The organism is Polyangiaceae bacterium, from assembly GCA_020633205.1.
Lineage (GTDB): Bacteria > Myxococcota_A > Polyangia > Polyangiales > Polyangiaceae > JAHBVY01.
In genome coordinates this window covers 683,965-703,675 of sequence record JACKEB010000012.1, presented here as the reverse complement: position 1 = coordinate 703,675, position 19,711 = coordinate 683,965, and the positions used below count along the sequence as shown (strand labels likewise).

General features: G+C 65.7%; 18 protein-coding genes. 13 read left to right on the top strand and 5 right to left on the bottom strand.

Going from position 1 to position 19,711, the window contains the following annotated elements; translation table 11 throughout:
• Positions 1-26 precede the first annotated feature (26 nt).
• From H6718_15145 to H6718_15120, 6 genes are read left to right on the top strand one after another with little or no spacing between them, the layout of a single operon-like run.
• The gene (locus tag H6718_15145) at positions 27-299 is read left to right on the top strand and encodes a MoaD/ThiS family protein (protein ID MCB9586735.1); all 273 of its coding nucleotides are present in this window, start codon (positions 27-29) and stop codon (positions 297-299) included.
• 3 nt (positions 300-302) lie between these two features.
• Positions 303-599: a hypothetical protein gene (locus tag H6718_15140; protein ID MCB9586734.1), complete on the top strand. Its 297-nt coding sequence runs from the start codon at positions 303-305 to the stop codon at positions 597-599.
• Positions 600-657: 58 nt separating this feature from the next.
• Positions 658-1,626, top strand: a complete 969-nt coding sequence (locus H6718_15135; GenBank protein ID MCB9586733.1) for a cysteine synthase family protein — start codon at positions 658-660, stop codon at positions 1,624-1,626.
• A gap of 40 nt (positions 1,627-1,666) precedes the next feature.
• The gene (locus H6718_15130; GenBank protein MCB9586732.1) at positions 1,667-2,179 is read left to right on the top strand and encodes a Mov34/MPN/PAD-1 family protein; all 513 of its coding nucleotides are present in this window, start codon (positions 1,667-1,669) and stop codon (positions 2,177-2,179) included.
• Positions 2,169-3,476 carry a hypothetical protein gene (locus tag H6718_15125; GenBank protein MCB9586731.1) on the top strand — a complete coding sequence of 436 codons (1,308 nt, stop codon included), beginning with the start codon at positions 2,169-2,171 and terminating at the stop codon, positions 3,474-3,476. Before H6718_15130 ends, H6718_15125 begins: the two co-directional genes overlap by 11 nt.
• Positions 3,473-5,152 carry a hypothetical protein gene (locus H6718_15120; GenBank protein ID MCB9586730.1) on the top strand — a complete coding sequence of 560 codons (1,680 nt, stop codon included), beginning with the start codon at positions 3,473-3,475 and terminating at the stop codon, positions 5,150-5,152. Before H6718_15125 ends, H6718_15120 begins: the two co-directional genes overlap by 4 nt.
• A gap of 17 nt (positions 5,153-5,169) precedes the next feature.
• Here H6718_15120 and H6718_15115 read toward each other — a convergent pair whose 3' ends face one another.
• On the bottom strand, positions 5,170-6,075 hold the full coding sequence (locus H6718_15115) for a hypothetical protein (GenBank protein MCB9586729.1): 906 nt from the start codon (positions 6,073-6,075) through the stop codon (positions 5,170-5,172).
• Between the two features lie 485 nt (positions 6,076-6,560).
• On the opposite strand from H6718_15115, the gene H6718_15110 reads away from it, so the two are divergent.
• A complete protein-coding gene (locus H6718_15110; protein ID MCB9586728.1) occupies positions 6,561-7,007 on the top strand; it encodes a hypothetical protein in 447 nt (148 codons plus the stop codon).
• Positions 7,008-7,140: 133 nt separating this feature from the next.
• On the opposite strand, the gene H6718_15105 is transcribed toward H6718_15110, so the two are convergent.
• Positions 7,141-7,668 carry a hypothetical protein gene (locus H6718_15105; GenBank protein ID MCB9586727.1) on the bottom strand — a complete coding sequence of 176 codons (528 nt, stop codon included), beginning with the start codon at positions 7,666-7,668 and terminating at the stop codon, positions 7,141-7,143.
• Positions 7,669-7,830: 162 nt separating this feature from the next.
• On the opposite strand from H6718_15105, the gene H6718_15100 reads away from it, so the two are divergent.
• Entirely contained in the window at positions 7,831-8,997 is a 1,167-nt protein-coding gene (locus H6718_15100) for an iron-containing alcohol dehydrogenase (protein ID MCB9586726.1), read from the top strand.
• Between the two features lie 18 nt (positions 8,998-9,015).
• Here the strand turns inward: H6718_15100 and H6718_15095 are convergent, their stop codons facing one another.
• On the bottom strand, positions 9,016-9,903 hold the full coding sequence (locus tag H6718_15095) for an MBL fold metallo-hydrolase (GenBank protein MCB9586725.1): 888 nt from the start codon (positions 9,901-9,903) through the stop codon (positions 9,016-9,018).
• An 87-nt stretch (positions 9,904-9,990) separates the two neighbouring features.
• Here H6718_15095 and H6718_15090 point away from each other — a divergent pair, with 87 nt between their 5' ends.
• From H6718_15090 to H6718_15075, 4 genes are all read left to right on the top strand, one after another.
• A complete protein-coding gene (locus H6718_15090; GenBank protein MCB9586724.1) occupies positions 9,991-10,788 on the top strand; it encodes a hypothetical protein in 798 nt (265 codons plus the stop codon).
• A gap of 68 nt (positions 10,789-10,856) precedes the next feature.
• Complete coding sequence (locus H6718_15085) at positions 10,857-13,724, top strand: UvrD-helicase domain-containing protein (GenBank protein ID MCB9586723.1); 2,868 nt, start codon at positions 10,857-10,859, stop codon at positions 13,722-13,724.
• 84 nt (positions 13,725-13,808) lie between these two features.
• Positions 13,809-14,474, top strand: a complete 666-nt coding sequence (locus H6718_15080) for an SDR family oxidoreductase (protein MCB9586722.1) — start codon at positions 13,809-13,811, stop codon at positions 14,472-14,474.
• 80 nt (positions 14,475-14,554) lie between these two features.
• Entirely contained in the window at positions 14,555-16,024 is a 1,470-nt protein-coding gene (locus H6718_15075) for an AarF/ABC1/UbiB kinase family protein (protein MCB9586721.1), read from the top strand.
• A 579-nt stretch (positions 16,025-16,603) separates the two neighbouring features.
• Here the strand turns inward: H6718_15075 and H6718_15070 are convergent.
• Both H6718_15070 and H6718_15065 read right to left on the bottom strand, forming a co-directional pair.
• On the bottom strand, positions 16,604-17,650 hold the full coding sequence (locus H6718_15070) for a CPBP family intramembrane metalloprotease (GenBank protein ID MCB9586720.1): 1,047 nt from the start codon (positions 17,648-17,650) through the stop codon (positions 16,604-16,606).
• 59 nt (positions 17,651-17,709) lie between these two features.
• Positions 17,710-18,813, bottom strand: coding sequence for a hypothetical protein (locus H6718_15065; protein MCB9586719.1), 1,104 nt, complete (start codon positions 18,811-18,813; stop codon positions 17,710-17,712).
• Between H6718_15065 and H6718_15060 the strand changes: the two genes are divergently transcribed.
• Positions 18,812-19,636, top strand: coding sequence for a hypothetical protein (locus H6718_15060; GenBank protein MCB9586718.1), 825 nt, complete (start codon positions 18,812-18,814; stop codon positions 19,634-19,636). The genes H6718_15065 and H6718_15060 overlap by 2 nt on opposite strands.
• Positions 19,637-19,711 lie beyond the last annotated feature (75 nt).

The window sequence follows — 19,711 nt, the reverse complement described above, 5'->3', positions numbered from 1 at the left end:
ACTGCGGCAACCGAAGGAAGCAAGAAATGGCAACTACAGTTCGCATCCCCACTCCCCTGCGTACCCTGACCAGCGGCGAAGAAGCCGTGAGCATCGATGGCGCGAACGTGCGGGAGCTGATCGAGAACCTGGAGCAGAACCACCCCGGCATGCGCGAGCGCTTGCTCGACGACAAGGGCGTGCGGCGCTTCGTGAACATCTACGTCGGTGACGAAGACATCCGCTTCCTGGATGGCCTCGACACCGCACTCGACGGCAAAGAAGAAGTCAGCATCGTCCCGGCCATCGCGGGCGGGTGAAGCGTGCTGCCGTTTCAGGACCGCTACAGCCGCCAGCGCAAGCTGCTCGAAGTGGGCAAGCGCGGGCAGGCGCGCATCGAGGCACTCGGCGTCGTGCTACGCGGCGGTCCTGAAGCCACCTTCGCCAAGGTGTATCTGGAGCGCGCTGGCGTCAGCGAGATCGAGCTCGAGGCGGGCACACCCGAAGAGTGGCCCCATGGCGTCCACTTCGAACACGGCGGCCCCTCCAAGGTAGCGCGCGGCGCTTGGACCGCGCTGCAACACTTGCGGCGCGCCCTCGAGGCGCCCCAAGAAGACTAACGCGCTGCGACCCAGTGGCACCCTCCCCCCCAAGAACAGCAACTTCCAGAGACCCCTCGTGAAACCCAATCGCTTCGTACGCTCTCGACGCTTGAACAATGTGATCGATGCCGTGGGGAACACACCGCTGCTACGGCTGAAGAAGGTCGCGAGCACGGCGCCGGACGTCGAGGTGTTCGTCAAGCTGGAGTTCTGTAATCCGGGCGGCTCCGTGAAGGATCGGCCCGCCAAGCGCATGGTGGAGGACGCCATCGCCGATGGTCGACTCACCGACGACAAGATCCTGATCGACGCGACCAGCGGCAACACCGGCGTTGCTTACGCGCTGATGGGTGCAGCGCTGGGCTTCCGGGTGAACCTCGTGATGCCGAAGAACGTGTCCAAGGCGCGCAAGGACATCACCCAGGCCTATGGCGCCGAGCTGATCCACTCGTCGCCCATGGAAGGCTCCGACGGAGCCATTCGCCTCGTGCGCGAGCTGGTGGAGAAGCACCCTGAAAAGTACTTCTATCCAGACCAGTACTCGAACCCGTCAAACCCCCTCGCCCACTACCACGGCACCGGCAAGGAAATCCTCGAGGTGCTGGGGGACCGCTTGAGCGTGTTCGTCACGGCACTCGGCACCAGCGGCACCGCGATGGGTACCACGCGGCGACTGAAGGACTTCGCGAAAGAGCCTGGGGGCCGCAACATCCGCTGCGTCGCCGTGGAACCCGCTGAAGCGCTGCACGGCCTGGAAGGGCTGAAACACATGGCGAGCAGCATCGTCCCGAACATCTTCGACCCCACGTTGCCTGACGAAATCATGCCCGTAGGCACGGAGGATGGTTGGGACATGGCAGAGCGTGTTGCAGCCGAAGAAGGCTTGTTCATCGGTCACTCGACGGGCGCGAACATCTTCGCCGCCGTGAAGCTCGCTGAGGAACTGCAGGCGACTCAAGGCGGCGGCTGCGTCGTCACCATCGCCTGCGACCGCAGCGATCGCTACTTCATGCCGATGAAATGGGAGAAGCGCTACATCTGGTAGCGCCATTCCGCGCGGTAATCATTCGCAAGACCGAGGCAACATGACGAAACCCGAGTGGACCCAAGGCGATCTCAGCTTCACCCGCGGAATCATCTCCCGCGTCGAACAAGCCGCCCGCGAGGCCTACGCCCGCGACGAAGAGGCCTGTGGCTACCTGGCGGGCCCCGCTGAAGAGCCGCGCCGTGCCGACGAAGCCGTCGAGCTCGAGAACCTGGCGAACAAGTACCACCAGGTGGACCCTGAAAATCATCCACGCACCGGCAGAGAGTACTTCAAGATCAACGCGCTCAAGTTCGAGCGCGCGATCGAGGCCGGGCGCGCCGCGGGGCGACCGGTGAAGGTGTTCTTTCACTCTCACCTCGATTGCGGCGCGTACTTCTCCGAGGAGGACGCCGCGAGCATGACGATGGGCGCAGGAGAGGCCCCGACCCACGATTTGGCCTATTTGGTGACTGCGGTCGACAAAGGCGAAGTCACCGCGCATCGTTTGTTCATCTGGGAGGACGCGAGCAAGAGCTTCGTGGAGACCCCCTTCAACATCGATGAGGGCTAGACGACTGCTATCCGCGCGTACTCGAACAGCGTGCCTTGGTTTGCTCGCGCTGACGCTCAGCGCGGGTCCGGCGAGCGCGGAGCTGGTCGACGATGTTTCAACGCTGAAAAAGGCGTGGAGAAAGACAAAGGCCCACGCCTCGCTGCCTCCGCGGCTCCTGGAGCGCGGAGATCAGGTCCCGGTCGGTATTCCCCAGCGCTACCTCGAGCGCGAGGAGGAGTGCACCAGCGTGGTGCTGATCAGTGCGCGGAATGTCAGCTTCGTGCTGCGCGTGATTCCGAACCGCGGGGAAACACCCGAAGCGCCAGAGCCCTCCGTGGCCGGGCTAATCCAGCTGGTGCGCTGTGGCGAGCGTCGCGCAGAGCTCGGCCGCATGCTACTCGAGATGCGCTCGCCCCGAGGCGTGGTGGAGGTGGTGTTCGCCGCCTCTGAGGCGCCGCTGCCCGCCGCCCAGCGCCTGCTCCAAGACCGCGATCCAGGTCCGGTGGACGAGGCTCATCCGATTGGCCCACCAGCCCGCGCAGAGACCCTCGCAGCGCGGGTGAGCGCAATCCGCGCGGCAGCGTGGCGCCAGGGAGCGCTCGATCAGCGACGGGTGGGACTCACCGCGGACGGGCGCGGCGCGGGCGGGCAGACGGTGGAGCTGAGCTCGGGCTGCTATCGTATCGACGTGCTCTCGGCTCAGGCGCCCGAGGGCTGGCACAGCAGCGCAGACGTCGACCTGGACGTACGCCGCGTGCCCGATGGGGCGCTGGTCGTGAGCGACCGGGGCGAGGCGCTGGACGCCCACGTGGAGCTCTGCACCGCGAGCCCCGGAGCCGTGCGCTTGAGCTACTCTGGAGGCTTTCCCCATGTTCCTTTGCTGGGCCTGGTGAGCCGGTTCGCTTTTCCTGCGGATTTCCCCAAACACTGGAGCGACTCGACGAAGAACCAGCTCGCGCTGCTGCTCTTGCAAAAGCGCCTCGGCGCGGCGACGTTCGCTGACGCCGGGCGGCGACGGGAGTGGCTCGGAGTCGCCGGAGTCACCCGCGCGACGCTACAGACCCAGGCCGGTGCATGTTACACCGTGGTGGTGGCAGCGCATTCGGGTGTTCCTAGCGGGTTCGCGCTGGTCGCGCGCCAGCCGCAAATCCACATAGAAAATCAGAGCAGCGGGCCGGGGCAGCCCACCTTCGTGCAGTTCTGCGCGCGCCAGAGCGGCCGCGCGCGCCTCGAGGTGGAAGCCCAGGGCGCGGCGCTGATCTGGCGCATGATTGCCTATCGCACGGGCAGTTTGCCTGCGGGTGGCTTCGAATGAGCACACGCGCGCCGTTCTGGGCGGCCGCGCTGAGCCTGCTCTACCTGTGCGCAGCTTGCGGCAGCACGCGGACCGCACCGAAACACGCCGAGGGCCTCGAGCGCGGCGCCCCGCCCGACGGCAAGCCGCTGCTCGCGGCGGATGCGGCGCGTGCGACGGCGGAAGGCGCAGAGCAATCCCGGGTGATCGCGGTTGAAGCTGCGACCCCGGGAGACCGCGTGAGTGGCACGCTGATCGTCCCCAAGGACCGCTGCGTGCTGCTCCTCGCCCGCGTGAGCGACAGCATCGACGACGTCGATCTCTTCGCGTACTCCGACGGGGGCGAGGTGCTCGGCAGTGACGAGCGCCCAGACAAGGAACCAAGCCTCGTCATCTGCCCCCCACATCCGAAGCGTATCTTCGTCGTCGCTCGGGTCGCATCAGGACACGGCCTGGTCGCGGTCGGTGGTCAGTTGGTGGCTCCGGACAAAGCAGCGGTGGCGGCCAAAGCCGTTGGGCACCACACACCTCCCAGCGAAGCAAACGTGTGGAGCTACTTCGAGGCGGAGCTCCAAGCGCATCGTGAAGAGCTTGGCAGCCCCTGGCAGGACCTACGTCGGGCGGCGCTGCCAGTCGAGATCAGTGCGCCCACCTTGAGCAGCTTGAGCCTCGAGGCCGGACAGTGCGCGGACGTCTTCGTGGCGCCGTCTTCCGATGTCTCCCATCTGGACCTCGCGCTGCTGGACGCCGAGGGGCGCACCCTCGGTCGAGGCTCGAGCCAGGGACGCAACCGCACGCTGCAGGTTTGTGCCGGAAAGCCGGCGGAGCTGACACTAGAAGTCAGACCCCACTTGGGACGAGGTTTGGTCGCACTGCTCGTCTCCCAGGGCCTGGCAAGCGAGATCCCTGCGAGCAAGCAGACGATTCGCTACCTCACGGAAACAAACGAGTCGCTACCCGACGCGATCAAGACCGCCGCTGAGCTGAGTCGCCGCCTCGGGCTGCCCCTGGGGAGCAAGCTCTTCGAGGGCTCGGCCCCGGTTGGCCGCAGCGTCAGCGTGGATGTCGATCTCGCGAGCGGTTGTACCCGCCTCGACCTGGTGCTCGGTAAACCGGCTCGCGGCGTCTCGGCGCGCTTGTGGAGCGCCGGCGGAGAGCTCGTCGCGGAGACGTCCGGTGATCCCAGCGCGCGCCTCTTTGCCTGTGGTGAAGCGGGGAAATTTCGCCTCGACGTCGAAGCAGCGGTGCGCCCGGGGGCGTTCGCGCTCTTCAGCACTGCCGATCGAAAAGCGTCCGCTGAGCTGCGGGGCGCGCCGCTGGCTGCGGGGCGCTTGTTGGGGCTCTTGACGAGTCGAGGTGTCACGCGCGGAAAGCAGCTAGGTGGCGTGAAGCGCGTGGAACTCAGCGAGACCGCCCTGCACCGGGAGCAGCTCGATGTACCCCCCGGCCGCTGCCTGGACATTGGCGTGGGTGCCGGACCGAACGTCGGCTCGCTGGAGCTCAGCGTACGGGGTCACGGCGCCGGGGAGAGCGTCGTGCCGGGGCTCTTGACCCTGGATCGCGGCCCCCGCGCCGTTGCCGCGCGGCAATGTAACCTCGAAGGCCACGGCCCGCTGCGTCTAGACATCGAGCTGTCCTCGCGGGGCGGAACCGGGGCCGCGCTGTTCGGCTGGCAGGTACTGTCCCCTGCCCCTTGATGCTTCGGGCAAGGCGCTCAAGGCGACTCCTCGTCAGAGGCGGCAACGTCCGGGTCCAGGGGCACCACCTCACGGCGGCTGCTCTGGGACTGTTCCCCCGCCGCGTTCTGCAGCACGAGTTCAGGCCGCACGGAAACGACGCGCCAGCGCGCCCAGGGCAGGCTCTGCACATTCGGCTTGAGCAAGACGAAACCTCCGCGTTTTGGCGGCTGTTGGTAGGGCGGCTCCGGGATCACCTCGACTTTCGCGACGTCGTTCTCGCGATCATCAGCCATCCAGCGCACCCGGAAGGCACCGTCGTCGTGGAAGCGCACGATGTGAGCGGAGAACCATTCGTCGCCCCGCTTGGCGATAACCCGCTCCTTGAAGCCCGGTGAAAAGCCGGGTGGCGGAGCGGGTTGACCGGCGCGGGCGGCCTCGCGCTCGAAGGCGCGCCGGCGGTCCCCGATTTTGAAGCGCTGCTCGAGGTTCATCCGGGTCAGCTCGCTGGGCAGCATGAGTTTCTTCAGGGAAATCCGGTGCTCCTCCCCCCCAAAATCCTCGATTTGGTAGCCATCTTCCGAGACGGTCTTGATGCGGCATCCCACCCAGCGTTGATGGGCGACTTCACAGATCCCGAGGCGCCCCGGCGCGAGCCCCGGCTGTTTGGATGCAGCAGCGGCTGCTGACTCGTCGGGGAGCTTGTACACATCGACGGCGTCCGCGGTGGTGATCTCCCCGTCGCTGCGCTGAAGCTTCAGGCTCTGGATCCCTGCGGCGGGTTCCAGTCCAAGCACGCGTGCTTCGAAGAAATCCCCGGCATTGGGCTCGACGAGCACCGCGTCTCCCCGCTGAATGGTTGGGGAAGCCTTCGCTGGTTCCTCCTTCTCAGCTGGGGGCTCGCTGCAACGGCAGCCGCTGAGCGAGGAGGTGGCCAATGCCATCGCGATCCAGAGGCTCGGGTGACGGCGACGTGTCACGGCTCTGGACGATCGACTCACTGAGGGCAGCATGTGTAGAAACCAGCGTACAACGAGGCTCGGTGAGGTCGAGGCAAGGGACATCGAGCCAAGCAGAGGTGGTTCGCGCGGAAAGCGAAACCGGTGGTGAACCAGCCTTTTTGTGGTCGTATCGCGCATCCCAATCGGGATTCGCGGAAACTCCGCGCAAGCGCGGCGGATACATCACGGGAACGCGTGGGGCTTTTGCACCCAATCGGCTCAGCTAGCGCGAAAAATGCCTTAGCAACGCCAGCCAAGTGGAGTATTAACCTCGGCTCGGGTGGTGAGGCGGCCTGGAGGGAGCGTGGGGAGTCACGCGACGCCTTCGCGACTGCCGGCGAGAAAAGTACCTCGTCTGTGGCCGAGCCGAATCCACGAGGGCGTATCAACTGAGCTGAAAGCAAGCGGAAGAGGAGCACTAGAAGATGATGAATCACCAGCCTGAGAGCATCCAAGCAGCGGGTGGCGGTTACGGTCCCCCTCCCGGCGGTATGCCGCCCGGCGGCGGAATGGGCGCCCCCGGTGGTTATGGAGCTCCCCCGCCTGGAGGCGCTCCCATGGCTCCCCCCGGTGGCGGAATGATGCCCGGTGGCATGCCCGGCGGTGGGATGGGCGGCGGAAACGCTGAACTGGCAGCGAAGGCTCAGAAGTACTTCATCCTCTCCTTGTGCAGCCTCTGTGGTTGCGGTCTGTTCGCCATCATCCCGATCATCTTCGCCAACCAGGCGAAGGAAGCGGTCGCGAAGGGCGACACCGCGACGGCGGAGAGCAAGCTTGGCACCGTGAAGATCTTCCTGATCCTCTGGGTCGTCTCGTTGGTCCTGAACGTGCTTGGCATCATCGCGAACGTGGTGATCGGAATCGCGGCGAGCTGATCCCGCTGCCTGGTGAGTGACTGCCGAGGCCCGAATCACGGCTTAGCGCGGGAACTCACAGGCAAACACGAACAAGCGGCGTTACCCGAGGGTAACGCCGCTTGTGTTTTGTCTACTGCGCGTTCGCGCTAGATCAGGCGCACATGACCGTGATGGTGTGCATATGAGCCGCGCCGGTCGTGCTGGTCACGGTGATGCTCCCACCCCCTGCGAGCGTCGCGAAATCCGCTGCCGTGATGGTGACTGAGTGGGTGTGCCCAGCGCCGCCCATGATGTCGTAGGTCTTGTCCGCAGCCGCATCGACGTCTGCTTGAGAGACCATCAGCACGTGGCCGTGGTTGGCGGAGATGGTCGCGCCACAACCGGTCATCCCGGTGCCGCCACTACCGCCAGTCGCACCACCAGCTCCGCCGGTGCCGCCAGTGCTGCCGCCAGCTCCACCGTTGCCCGTGCCGCCGGACCCAGCGTTTCCGGTGCCGCCAGAGCCACCGTTGCTGCCGCCCGATCCACCAGAACCCGCGTTCCCGCCAGATCCACCACCATCGTCATCTGAGCCGCAGCCAGGCAGCACCAGGACGGCACCAGCCGCCCAAACCGCGCTACGAATGAAGTCTTTGCGGCTGATCGCCTTGGGGCCCGATGCGTTTCGTTTACTCTTCATGCAACCTCCAACTGGATCCTAAGCGTATCCAGGCTGCGTTTCCAAATGTCGCGCAATTCCCGAATCGCCCGGCGTATGCGCCGAAGCCTCGATCGGTTTCCGCTCACCTGCGCCCATGACGCACGGCTTTGACGGCCCGGTGGCTCGCTGTATGGTGCGCGGATGCTGTCTGAAGCTGGGTTTCAAATCCAACCGGTGAACCGCGCGCAGTTCGGAGTTGGGAGTATCAGCAAGCTGGGCAAACACGTGAAGAGCGTGGGCCAACAGCGTGCGCTGATCGTCACCGACACCGGCTTGGTGAAGGCAGGGGTCGTGACTCAGGTTACCGAAGCCTTGGCAGCAGAAGGCATCGAAGCCCGCGTTTTTGACGGCGTGCGCCCGAACCCCACGACGGAAGACGTCACCCACGGTCGGGACGCCGCCCGCGATTTCGGGGAAGCGGCAGTGGTCCCTGTTGGTGGCGGCTCGGTGCTCGACGCCGCCAAGGCCATCGCGCTCTGGGCGCCCAACAGCGGCGAGCTCGCAGACTACGTCCCCGGCTGTAAGCCGAAGCACGCCGGTTACCCGGTGATCGCCGTGCCCACGACTTCTGGCACCGGCGCCGAGACCAACATGTTCGCGGTGATCACGGATCCGAAGCGCGGTCGCAAGATCCTGATCGGTCACTTGAGCGTGCAACCCAAGGCCAGCGTCTTGGATCCAGCCCTCACCGTCGGTTGCCCACCTGCGGTCACCGCGACCTGCGGCATGGATGTGCTGACCCACGCCATCGAGGCGCTCACCTCCAACCGGCCCAATCCATTCAGCGAAGCGGTGGCGTTGCGTGCGATCGCCATGGCCGGACATCACCTCCCAGTGGCCTTCGAGGACGGTGCAAACCTCGAGGCGCGCAGTCAGCTGATGTTCGCCTCGCACCTGGCAGGTATCGCCTTTGCGAGCGCTGGTCTTGGCGTGTGCCACGCGATGGGCCACCCTATTTCCGCACGGCTGAATGCCGCGCACGGTCAGACGTTGGCCACGCTGCTGCCCGAGGTCATGCGCTTCAACTGCCTGGTAAGCGAGACGAAATACGCCCAGGTGGCGATCGCCCTCGGCGTCGCTGAGCCTGAGCTCGACAACCACGACAACGCGCAGCTCGGCATCAACGCCATCGAGCACCTGCGCGCCCAGGTGAAGACGGACATCAGCCTCGCGGATCTGGGCGTCAGCGCGAGCTTGCTCCCGACGCTGGTGGAAGATGCCTTCGCGGATCCGCTGATGATCACCACGCCCCGTCGCCCCGAGGCGCAGGACGTGATGCGCATCTACGAGACCTGCATGGCGTGGTGAAGCGCGGCGAACCGCGACTCAAGCCGCGTCCAGATCCAGATCCAAGTCAGCGTCTACGATCTCGTTCTGAGTGCCGTAGCGCCCCTTCTCTTCGGTGAGCTGAGCCACCGCAACGCGCGTGTCGTGGGTGAAGCAGAGCCACGCCGAGCGACTCAAGAGGCCGGGAAAAACCGTCGATTTCTCGTCGATCAAGCGCTCCGGGAAGCGGTCGTAGCCCATCGTGATCGGCAGGTGCACCCAGGGCACTCCAGGCACCAAATCCGCACAGAAAAACACTTCACCAGCATCACCGCGAGCCACGGTGTGCAGCATGCCCGGCGTGTGCCCGTAGCTGCGCACGAAGCCGAAACGCGGCCCGAGCGCCTCGGACTTCAAGTCGGCGTCCGTCTCACCACCTACGATTTCCAGTCTCCCGCTCTGTTCCAGTAGCCCAACCAGCTCTGGGATGAACGAAGCGCGATCTCGAGGGTGCGGCTGTTTGGCGCGTGCAAACGCCTCTTCCCCGACGACGAAGCGCGCCTTCGGGAACAGCAGCGACGGCGTGTGATCCGGCTGGTAAGCAGCCAGCAAGCCACCCGCGTGATCGAAGTGCAGGTGGCTCAGCACCACGACGTCGATTTCGTCATGGGGCACCCCGAGCTCGCTCAGGTGCCGACACAGGACGTGCTCCTCTTCAACCACTCCAAAGCGCTCCCGCAGCTTCGGTTCGAAGAAGCTCCCAATCCCCGTCTCGAGCAAGATGCGCCGCGAGCCGTCTTCGATCAGCAGCGCACGACACGCGAGGGCGATTCGCCCCGCTTCGTCCGGGGGGCACCAGCGGCTCCACAGCGCGCGTGGCACATTGCCAAACATCGCGCCGCCATCCAGCCGTTGTGAGTTGCCGAGTACACTCCGAATGCGCAACATGCGTCTCTCTATAGCGCACCCCCCTGAACCTTGACCTCGCGAAGTCCCCGAATACCCAGATTGCTCGCTAGCTGCTCGGCAGCCTGCGTGTGCCTGCTGCCCAGTGTTGCGCTGGCGCAGGCGTTCACGCTGGAGTTTGGCAAGCAGCGCCCTGGCGGCGCGCCGGATCCCGACGCCGCGCTGTTCGTGGATCGTCAGCTCTCCCTCGGCGCGTCGGCTACTCAAGCGTCGAGCGAGAGCACGAACGAACGCAGCATCGCGGCACTGGTCGGTCAGTTCGGCAGCCTGGACTCCACACGTCTTGGCTGGGTTCAGCGCTCACGCACCTTCGGCATGGTGGGCGGCGGCAGTGCAGGCGTCGAGGGCGGGCTCGGGGGTGAGATCAGCGCTGGGCCGCTGTTCGAAGTCGTCCCAGGTGAAGGGAGCTTCGTGCGCGGCGGGATCTCCGCGGAGCTGCTCGGCAATCGGCATTTCTATTCTTCCTGGCTCACCCTGCCGCGGCTCGAGGTCGGCTACCACGTCCATGACACCTCACGCTTGATCGAAGGCTACGCGTTCGTCGGCCCCAACTGGACCGGGCGCGTCAAGCTCTCGGATCAGGAAGGTCAGCACAAGCTTGGCGCAACCATTGAACACGGTGCCATTTTCACGTTCGCCACACCCGACGTCCGCTTCGACCTGCGCTACCAGCGCTTTGCCGTATGGAATCGCGACGGCTCTGCCCAGGTGGTGCGCGCGACGGCTTGTGGTCACCTCGGCCGTCCATCGATCTGCTTTCGCGCCCGAATGTACGACGCGCCCCAAGATCCGGAGGAACTGGGGCACGCACGTATCGGCTATTTCGGCTTGTTTTTGGGCCTAGGGCCGCTGGTCGCGGATCCCTGATGCTCGCGGCTTGACGGGCGCGCCGCGGGTTTCTAAAGCCTGCCGTTCGTCGCCGCTTCGGTTCACTCATGTCCGCACCCGATCTCAACCCAGCACAGCACCAAGCGGTGAACACCCTCAAGGGGCCGATGCTGGTGCTCGCAGGCGCTGGCAGCGGAAAGACGCGCGTGATCACGTTTCGCATCGCGAACTTGATCCGAAATGGGATCCGGCCCGACCGCATCCTCGCGGTGACGTTTACGAACAAGGCCGCCAAAGAGATGCGCGAGCGCGCCGTCGGCCTGCTCGGCAAGCGCCGCAAGAAGGGCGACAAGGCGCCGGAGATCAGCACCTTCCACTCGCTGTGCGTGCGCATCCTGCGCCGCAACATCGATCAGCTCGGCTACCCCAACGAGTTCCCGATCTACGATCGCAGCGATCAGGAGAGCCTCGCGCGCTCCGCGCTGCGCGACATCCGCGTGGGCCACGATCGCCTGCGCCCCGGTGACTTGCTGCACCTGATCGGCGGCTGGAAGTCCCAGTCCGTGCGCCCAGAGCAAGCTTCCGAGGTAGCGAAGAGCGACAAGGAGCTGCTCGCGGCGCTCGCCTACGCCAAGTACCAGGACAACCTCCGCGCATCCGGCGCCGTCGACTTCGATGACCTGCTGCTGCTCACCGAAGAACTGCTCGACAAGTTCCCTGATGTGCGCGTCAAGGAGAGTGGACGCTTCGATCACCTGTTGATCGACGAGTACCAAGACACCAACGGCTTGCAGTACCGCATCGTGCGGCGACTCGCCGAGCGGCACCGGAACCTGTGCGTCGTGGGTGACGACGACCAGTCCATCTACGGTTGGCGCGGCGCCGAAGTCGAACACATCCTGAACTTCAAGAACGACTGGCCCGAAGCCACCGTCGTGCGCCTCGAGAGCAACTACCGCAGCCGTGAAGCGATCCTCAAGCTCGCGAACACGCTGATCGCTCACAACTCCACGCGCCACGACAAGGTGCTCAAGCCGTATCGCAAAGGTGGCGAGCCGCCGCGCTTCATCCGCTTCGAAGACGAGACGACCGAGGCCCACGCCGTCGTCCGCGAGATCCGCGCGCGCCTCGACAATCCACCCCAGGACAAGCGGGTCTACCCCAGCGAGTTCGCGATCCTGTTCCGCACCAACGAGCAGCCCCGCGCCTTCGAGGTCGAGCTGCGGCGTCACCAGGTGCCCTACGTGCTGGTCGGCGGTCAGAGCTTCTACGATCGCAAGGAGGTGCGCGATGTGATGGCGTACCTCAAGGTGCTGGCGTTTCCGCGAGACGAAGTCGCCCTGCTGCGCATCATCAACACCCCGGCGCGCGGCATCGGCAGCGGCACCATCAAGAGCCTGGTGCAGTCCGCCGTCGACCAAGGGCGGCAGCTCTGGGAAGTGCTCAGCGAGGTCCGGCAAAACACCGAGTTTACGCCGGTGGTCATCGATCGCGTGGACGGCTTCCGCAAGCTCATCGAGCACTACAAGCGGGAGTGCGAGCGGGAAGGCAGCGATCTCGTCGATACCGTGCGCGAGCTGCTGCAGCAGATCGACTACAAGGCGGAGCTCCAGCGCCTGTACGACAACCCGGCTGACGTCGAGTCGCGATTGAACGCCATCGAAGAGGTGGTCAACGCCCTGGGTTCCTACGTCTCTCGCGCCGAAACCCCCAGCCTCAGAGGCTTCCTCGAGGAAATGGCACTGTCGACTCGCGACGACATGAAGGACGGCGACGACAAGAAGAAAAAGGAAGCCGTCACGCTCATGACCCTGCACTCCGCCAAGGGGCTGGAGTTCCCCCATGTCTACATGGTCGGCATGGAAGAAGGGATCTTGCCCCACGCGCGCTCGGTGCTGGAGAACAAGAGCGTCGACGAAGAGCGGCGACTGGCCTACGTCGGAGTGACGCGCGCCCAGGACACCTTGACGCTGACCTTCTGCAAAGGCCGCATGAAGTGGGGCAAGCTCCGCGCCTCGATCCCGAGCCGTTTCGTCATGGAAATGCGCGGAGAGACGGAGCGCGCAAACCGGGCGGCCGAGGCGGCGCGCGCGATGTTCGAACAAGCGGCGGCCTTCGCCCAGAAGAAGGAAGACGAAAAGACCAAGAAGGCGCAGAAAAAGACCGGCAAGCGCAGCGTGCGACCGCCCGCTGCTGACGGCCCTGCTAGCGCGCTGCCACGATCCGTTCCGCCTGCGTCACCCAGCGCGCCGCCAGCAGCGGCCATGCCCTCGGCGGACGCGATCGCCCGCGCCGGAGCGCTCCCCCGCGCCCTGGCAGAGGGACTGAGCGGGCCGGCGGCGGGCCCCGTACAAGACGGCTTCGACGGCGCAACGATCTCACTGCGACCGGGCGCCGACTCGAGCCTCCCCGACCCGAAGCAACGCGCCGCCCTCGCGGCCCTGCGCGGCCTGGACGAGGCCGTCGACAAAGGGCTGACCGCGCTGCCGCCAGAACCGGCGGAGCTGGCGCGCTCCGTCGTGAGCAAGCCAGGGCCGAAGCCGAGCGCGCCGTTGCGCTCTTCCCGCGGGCCCTCCAAGCGCCCGGGTCAGCGCCCCCAGAACCCGTTCGACCCGAACTCCAGCCCCAGCGTTTCCCCGCGGCATTTTGATTCCGGGTCAGCACACGAGGCAGGACCAGCGCCCGCGGCGGATCCTGTGGCGGCTCCCGTGAACGATGCTTCCCGGCGAGCCCACGCGGCCGAATCGGCGTACCTCCCCCCCGAGCCCGAATCCCGCTCCTCAGACGCCAGCTCCGGCGCTTTCGAGGAGCACGCGGTGAACACGGCGCCTGACATGAACCCCGCGGCTGAAGCGAGCCCTGCGCCTGAAGCAGCCCCCGCATCCGAAGCGAACCCTGCTCCGCAGGTGAACAGCGACGAGGAGCGGCTGCGGCGCGCTCTGGACGTGCTGAGCGGGGCCCTCGACTTGGACTAGCGCTTATTCCGACGCTTGGGGTTGCGGCTTTGCCGAGGCTGTCGCAGGTCTCGGGGGAACCAGCAACGGACGAGAGGGAGTGACATGGGCGTCGTAGTCATCACAGGAGCAAACCGCGGCATTGGACTGGAGCTGGCGCGCCAACTGGCGGGGCGTGGAGCGTCCGTGGTGGCGATCTGCCGCAAGAGCTCGCCGGAGCTCGACGCCGTCGCCGGTGTGCGCGTGGAGAGCGGGATCGACGTCACGACGGACGCCGGGATCGCTGAGCTGCCGAAGCGCGTGGGCGACGAGTCCATCGACGTCTTGCTGAACAACGCCGGCTTGCTCGAAGTCGACGCCCTCGGGAATATCAGCGCGGATTCAATCCGGCGTCAGTTCGAGGTCAACTCCCTCGCCCCGGTGCGCGTCACCGCCGCGCTACAGAGCAAGCTCAAGCAAGGCAGTAAGGTCGCTGTGGTCTCGAGCCGCATGGGCTCTGTGGCAGACAACACTTCAGGGCGCATGTACGGCTATCGCATGAGCAAAGCCGCAGCGAACGCCGCCGGAAAGAGCCTGGCCCAGGAGCTGAAGAGCGACGGTGTGGCCGTGGTGATCTTGCACCCTGGCTACGTGAAGACGGAGATGACCGGGGGCAACGGCGACATCGGTCCCGACGTCGCGGCCAAGGGGCTGATCGCCCGCATCGACGAGCTGAGCCTGGAAACCACCGGCCGCTTCATGCACGCAAACGGCGAAGAACTGCCCTGGTAGCGCCGCTTTCCGTTCACGAAAGCTGCGGAAGTGGCCGCTTGGAGCCGCATCCCCTCGGTGCTAACTCTCCGCCTGTTATCATGCAAGATCCTGCCGCCCTAGCGACGTCTCCGAGTTCTCTGCAGCCGAAGGTTACGGCGCTACGTCCCGCCGCATTGTGTCCGGTTGAAGAGCGCCCCTCGGAGCTCGATACCGCACGGAAATTCGGGTACGCCGTGGTGCGCTTCTCGATCTCGGCGTGGACGCTGGTGCCGATCTACCTCTCCTACCTCTGGCTCTGGATCCGCTGGAAGAAGCTCGGCCAGGAGATCGAGAAGGAGACGTGGAACACCGTGCATCGCAAGAACGCTCAGTCGTTCTACCGCCTGGCGGTGCGCATGCGTGGCGGCATGATCAAGGTGGGTCAGCTGATCAGCGCCCGCGTGGACATCATGCCGCGCGTCTGGGTGGAGGAGCTGTCCAAGCTTCAGGACCGCGTCGACCCCACGCCCTGGGAAGGCATCCAAGCGCACCTCACTGAAGAGTACGGCGCGCCACCCCAGGAGGTGTTCGCCAGCATCGACGAGAAGTGCATCGCCGCAGCGAGCTTTGGCCAGGTGCACCGCGCCACCACCAAGGACGGCCGTAACATCGCGCTGAAGATCCGCTACCCCAACATCCAGGCCATGCTCGAGGTCGACATGACCTTGTATGGCATCGCAGTGCCGCTCTTCAATATCTTCGTGCCAAAGGTCGATCTCGCGGTGATCTACCGTGAGATGCGCCTCGCACTGGAGACCGAGCTCGATTACCGCCAGGAAGCGGCCTACACGCGCACCATCCACGACAACTTCAAGAACTTCTCCCCGAGCATCAACAACGCGGCGGGTCGTGGCGACGTGGTGATCCCCGACGTGCTCGACGAGTACACGACGGACAGCGTGATCGCGACCACGTTCTTCGAGGGCTTCCGCGTCACCGACAAGCAGAAGATGGATGAGCTCGGGGTGAAGCCGACGGAGCTGCTCGAGCTGGTGCTGAACACCTGGACCAAGATGATGTACCAGGACGGCGTCTTTCAGAGCGATCCCCACCCTGGGAACCTGCTCTTCAACGTGATCGACGGCCGCACCACGCTGTGCGTGATCGACTTCGGTCAGGTGAAGATCCTGCCCCGCAGCTTCCATCGCCAGCTGGTCAACTCCGTGATGGCCTTCCTCACCCGCGATGTCGAAGCCTACGCGCCCACGGTCGTTGCCATGGGGATCTTGAGCGAGGCCGACGTCGAAAAGGCGAAGCCCCTCATCAAGGAGTTCTTCGAGCAGTACTACGAGCTGACCCCAGCTGAAGCCCGGGAACTCGATTTCGAGCGCATCCGTGAGGATGTCCAAGGCCTGATCTCGAAGATCGACAACATCTACATCCCGAACGATCTGGTGCTCTACGGCCGCACCTTCAGCCTGCTAGCAGGCCTCGGCACCGCCCTGGACGAGAACCAGAACCTGGTAGTCCTCGCCAAGCCGTTCATCATGCAGGCGATGTTCGTCCCCCCCGAGCCCGCCGCGGCATAGTCCCGTTTCAAGGCGCTTGGCGGCGCGTGCACCTCGCGCTCCGGCAGCGCCCTGGCGGGTTTGGTAGACGCTTCCCCGGGGATTTAACCGCCAAGGACGCCAAGGACGCCAAGATTTTCTGGGCAAAAACAGTGCGGCTCTGAGAGAGCCGTTCATCTCTTTTTCGGGCAGTGCGCGCCTCGCCTCCCTGCGGCGTTCCGGCGGGTTTGGCAGACGCTTCCCCGGGGATTCAACCGCCAGGGACGCCAAGATTTTTTAGCAAGAACAGTGCGGCTCTGAGAGAGCCGTTCATCTCTTTTTCGGGCAGTGCGCGATCGCTCACTTCGGAGCCCGTCAGCGCGTCCAGTCTCAACCCCCAAGATCCTTGGCGCCCTTGGCGTCCTTGGCGGTCCAACCGAAGAACACCTCGACCCAACAGACAGAGACCAAAACCTCAGGGACTCACAACGCATCCGCGTGCTGACGCAAGTTCAGGCTTCAAACGCAGCAAGCCCAAGATCCTTGGCGTCCTTGGCGGTCCAACCGAAGAACACCCCGACCCAACAGACAGAGACCAAAACCTCAGGGACTTCGACGAAGTCAGCGGCGCCGTAGCTGCCACTCGACGAACAGCACGATGCAGCTCAGGACGAGGCCGGCGAAGCCGACGTAGACTAAGAGCGACGGGACGAGCTTCCACTTCGGGAAGCTGGCGCTCACCACCCAGCGGTGATCCGTCGCCACGCTGAGCCAGTTGAAGCTCGCGTGGAGCACGATGGGGGCGAGCACGCCGCGGGACCACTGGCGAAAGATCCCGCAAAAGAAGCCGAGCACCAGCGCGGAGACCACGCGGATGATGCCGAGGCCGGTGTCGAAATCCGCGTGCATGGCGGTGAACAGCGCGAGCACCACCAAGGTCGCGATGAAGCCATCGAGGATCGCGCGCCCCACGCCGCGCAGCAGCTTGAACCACGCCGGATCGCTGATCACGGAGCCGGACAGCACGGCTTTGCTACTGGGCGGCGGCGCATCCGGATCCGCTTGCGCCGCGGCCATGGCCGCGTCAAAGGCGCTCTCCTTGTGGGGGCGCTTGGAAGGCCGCAGCCAGTCGATGCCGCGCTGGATCGCCCCCCACATTGCCCCGCGGAACATCAGCTCCTCGCTGATCGGCGCCATGAAGCCGACCCAGGCCAGGGTCGCGACGAGAGACGACACCGCGAGCCCCGCACCGAAATCGCCTAGCCCCGCTTGGGCCTGCTGGCGCCCGCCTTGGCGGATCTCCGCTAGCAGCGTGTCGATGGCCGCTTGCTGTCCAAGGTAGATCGCGGTCACGTACACCAGGGGCGCGAGCAAGAGCGCGTGGAGCCACGTGAGCCGCCGCGGCAAGAGCGCACCGAGGGCCTCCTGAGGCAGGCTGAGCTTGCCCGGCGAGCGCAGCAACGCAAACGCCAGAAGCAGCCCCAGCAGCGTGGACAGAAACTCGATGAACGCCATCCACGACGCGAGGCTCAGGCTGGCGCCGAGGCTCGCCGGCACCACCCGATAAGCTTGCAGCGCAAGCAGCCGCTCGAGGCCGATCCAGAGCGCGGCGACGAGCGCCAGGCGCAGGCCAAAGTACGACGGGAGTCGGTTTTTAGTGTCCTGCATGCCGCCCTCAGCACGCCCGCTGCTAGCCCAGCGCGGCGCCTCCAAGAGCCGAGCACACTCTAGTCGCGCTCGAATTGCAAGCGCTGCCAGGCGCCGCGCTGGCTCGGCCCCTTGCAGGCCCAGATCTCGCGCTCAGCAGGCCGGGTGATGATGCAGGAGTTGGTCGCGGTGCCCTGATTATCCTCAGGGAAACGTGCGATGCTGTCCACGCCGTCAGCGCGGTCGGCGAAGGCGAGTCGGATCGACTCGACGTCGTGGGCGCCGGCGCTCAAGATCTGCCCCATGCGGTCGAGGCGCGCCAGGCTCGAGCTGTTGGTCGGCTCCCCTTGCAGCGGTACGTGCTGCGGCGCCAGGCAGTGGTTGGTGCGCGCCAGGGGCTCGACCTTCGCCTCGCGGCGCAAGAAGTCCTGGGCGCTGACCTCGTACTCCAGCGCTCCACCCGCATCCGCCGCCCAGTAGGTGTGAGCCGCGGAGCGCGGCGCCGTCTCCACGATGTGGCCCGCCTCCTCCCGCGTTTTCGCGCGGATCATGCGGTGGAGCAGGCTCAGGTAGCCAATGCCCGGGCGGCTCCCCTTCACTTTGATGTTCGTCGTGCCGACGGCCAAGCCGTGCTGGTTCATGCCGACCAGCGTCAGGCAGCCCACGCAGCCGACGGACCACGTCTCGGGCCCTTCGTCGGGCACCCGGTGTACCGCGAGCACGTACTCCAGATCTTGCGGGTTCAGATCCCAGGTCTGCCCCGCGAGGACTTGCCCCGACTTCGTCAGCTCTGGCGGCAACAGGAAGCTGGTGCAGCCCTCGTCGTCCTTCGGCGGCGGCAGCAGCAACACATCGCGGATATCCGTCATATTCGCCACGGTGTAGAGCCGCGCGCTGTCTTGGCCGGCGCCTTCGGCGATGCCTTCGTGCTCTTCAGTTCCCTGGGGATCCCACTTGCGGGCGACCTCCTGGCACTCTTTGCCGAGCGCCAAGAACTGATCGAAGTCGACGTGGGGCAGCCGCTCCCCCATGTATTCTCGCGCCGCGTCGAGCCGCTGACTCACGAAGGCTGCGATCTGCTCCCGATACGCTTCGCCGTGGCCGCGCCCCAGCTCCCGCGCGCTGCCGGTGACCCGCAGCGTGGGCAATTCATACAGCTTTCCGTCGAACTCGGGCTCACTCATGGGACTCTTCATCCCGCCCGAAACGCCCAGCGTCAAGTTTCGCCTGCAATCGCCCTGGCTCCGACGCCTCAAACCAAGCAAGCTCGAAGCAGTGCACGCGCGTGACTCAGACGCCCTAGGCCGCTGCATCGAGGAGCTCGAGGAGCACGGCTTCGACCTCAGCGCCCAAGGCGACCCCCGACGCCTGCCAGCAGATCTGCAGCAGGCCATTCAAAGCGTCTTCCCGGGTTGGGGGGGAGGAGCGCCTGCAAGTCAGCGCGTGCTCCTCACGGGGAACACTCGCAGGCTCTGGCCGCTACTCCAGCGCGCCGCCCCCAATCTACCTGCCACCGACCCGCTGGATGCCTACACCGAGCGCGTGCATCGCGCCGCCGTGGAGCGCTGGCTGCCCGGCGCAAAGCTGTGGTTTGCGCACCAGCTCACGCCGGCGCTGCCTTTTCCGCGCCTCGGGGAGGCGCTCGGGCTGTGCCACGTCGGTCCAGCGCACCTGGCGGTGCACCCGACGCATGGTCCCTGGTTTGGCTTACGGGCGCTTGTTTCGTTTCCACAGGGTAACAATTTGCGAGAGCCTGAAGCGCCGAGCAGCGCCCGAGGGTCGCACCTCCCCCCCTCCCCTTGCTCCAAATGCCCTGCGCCTTGCGTGCCCTTGTTCCAGCAGGCGCTCGCAGAGAGCCGTGGAGAACCCACGGGTCGTGACCTGGTGGCGCGACATTTCGACGCTTGGCTCGCCGTGCGGGACGCCTGCCCCGTGGGTCGGGAGTCGCGCTACTCGGAGGAGCAAATCCGCTTTCACTACGGCGTGGCTAGCCTGCCGCACGTGTAGCGCACGCTCCTTCTAGGCGCGCCAAAAGACGCGGGTATGCCACTCCCGACTACCGATGGTGTGCGTTTACAGCGC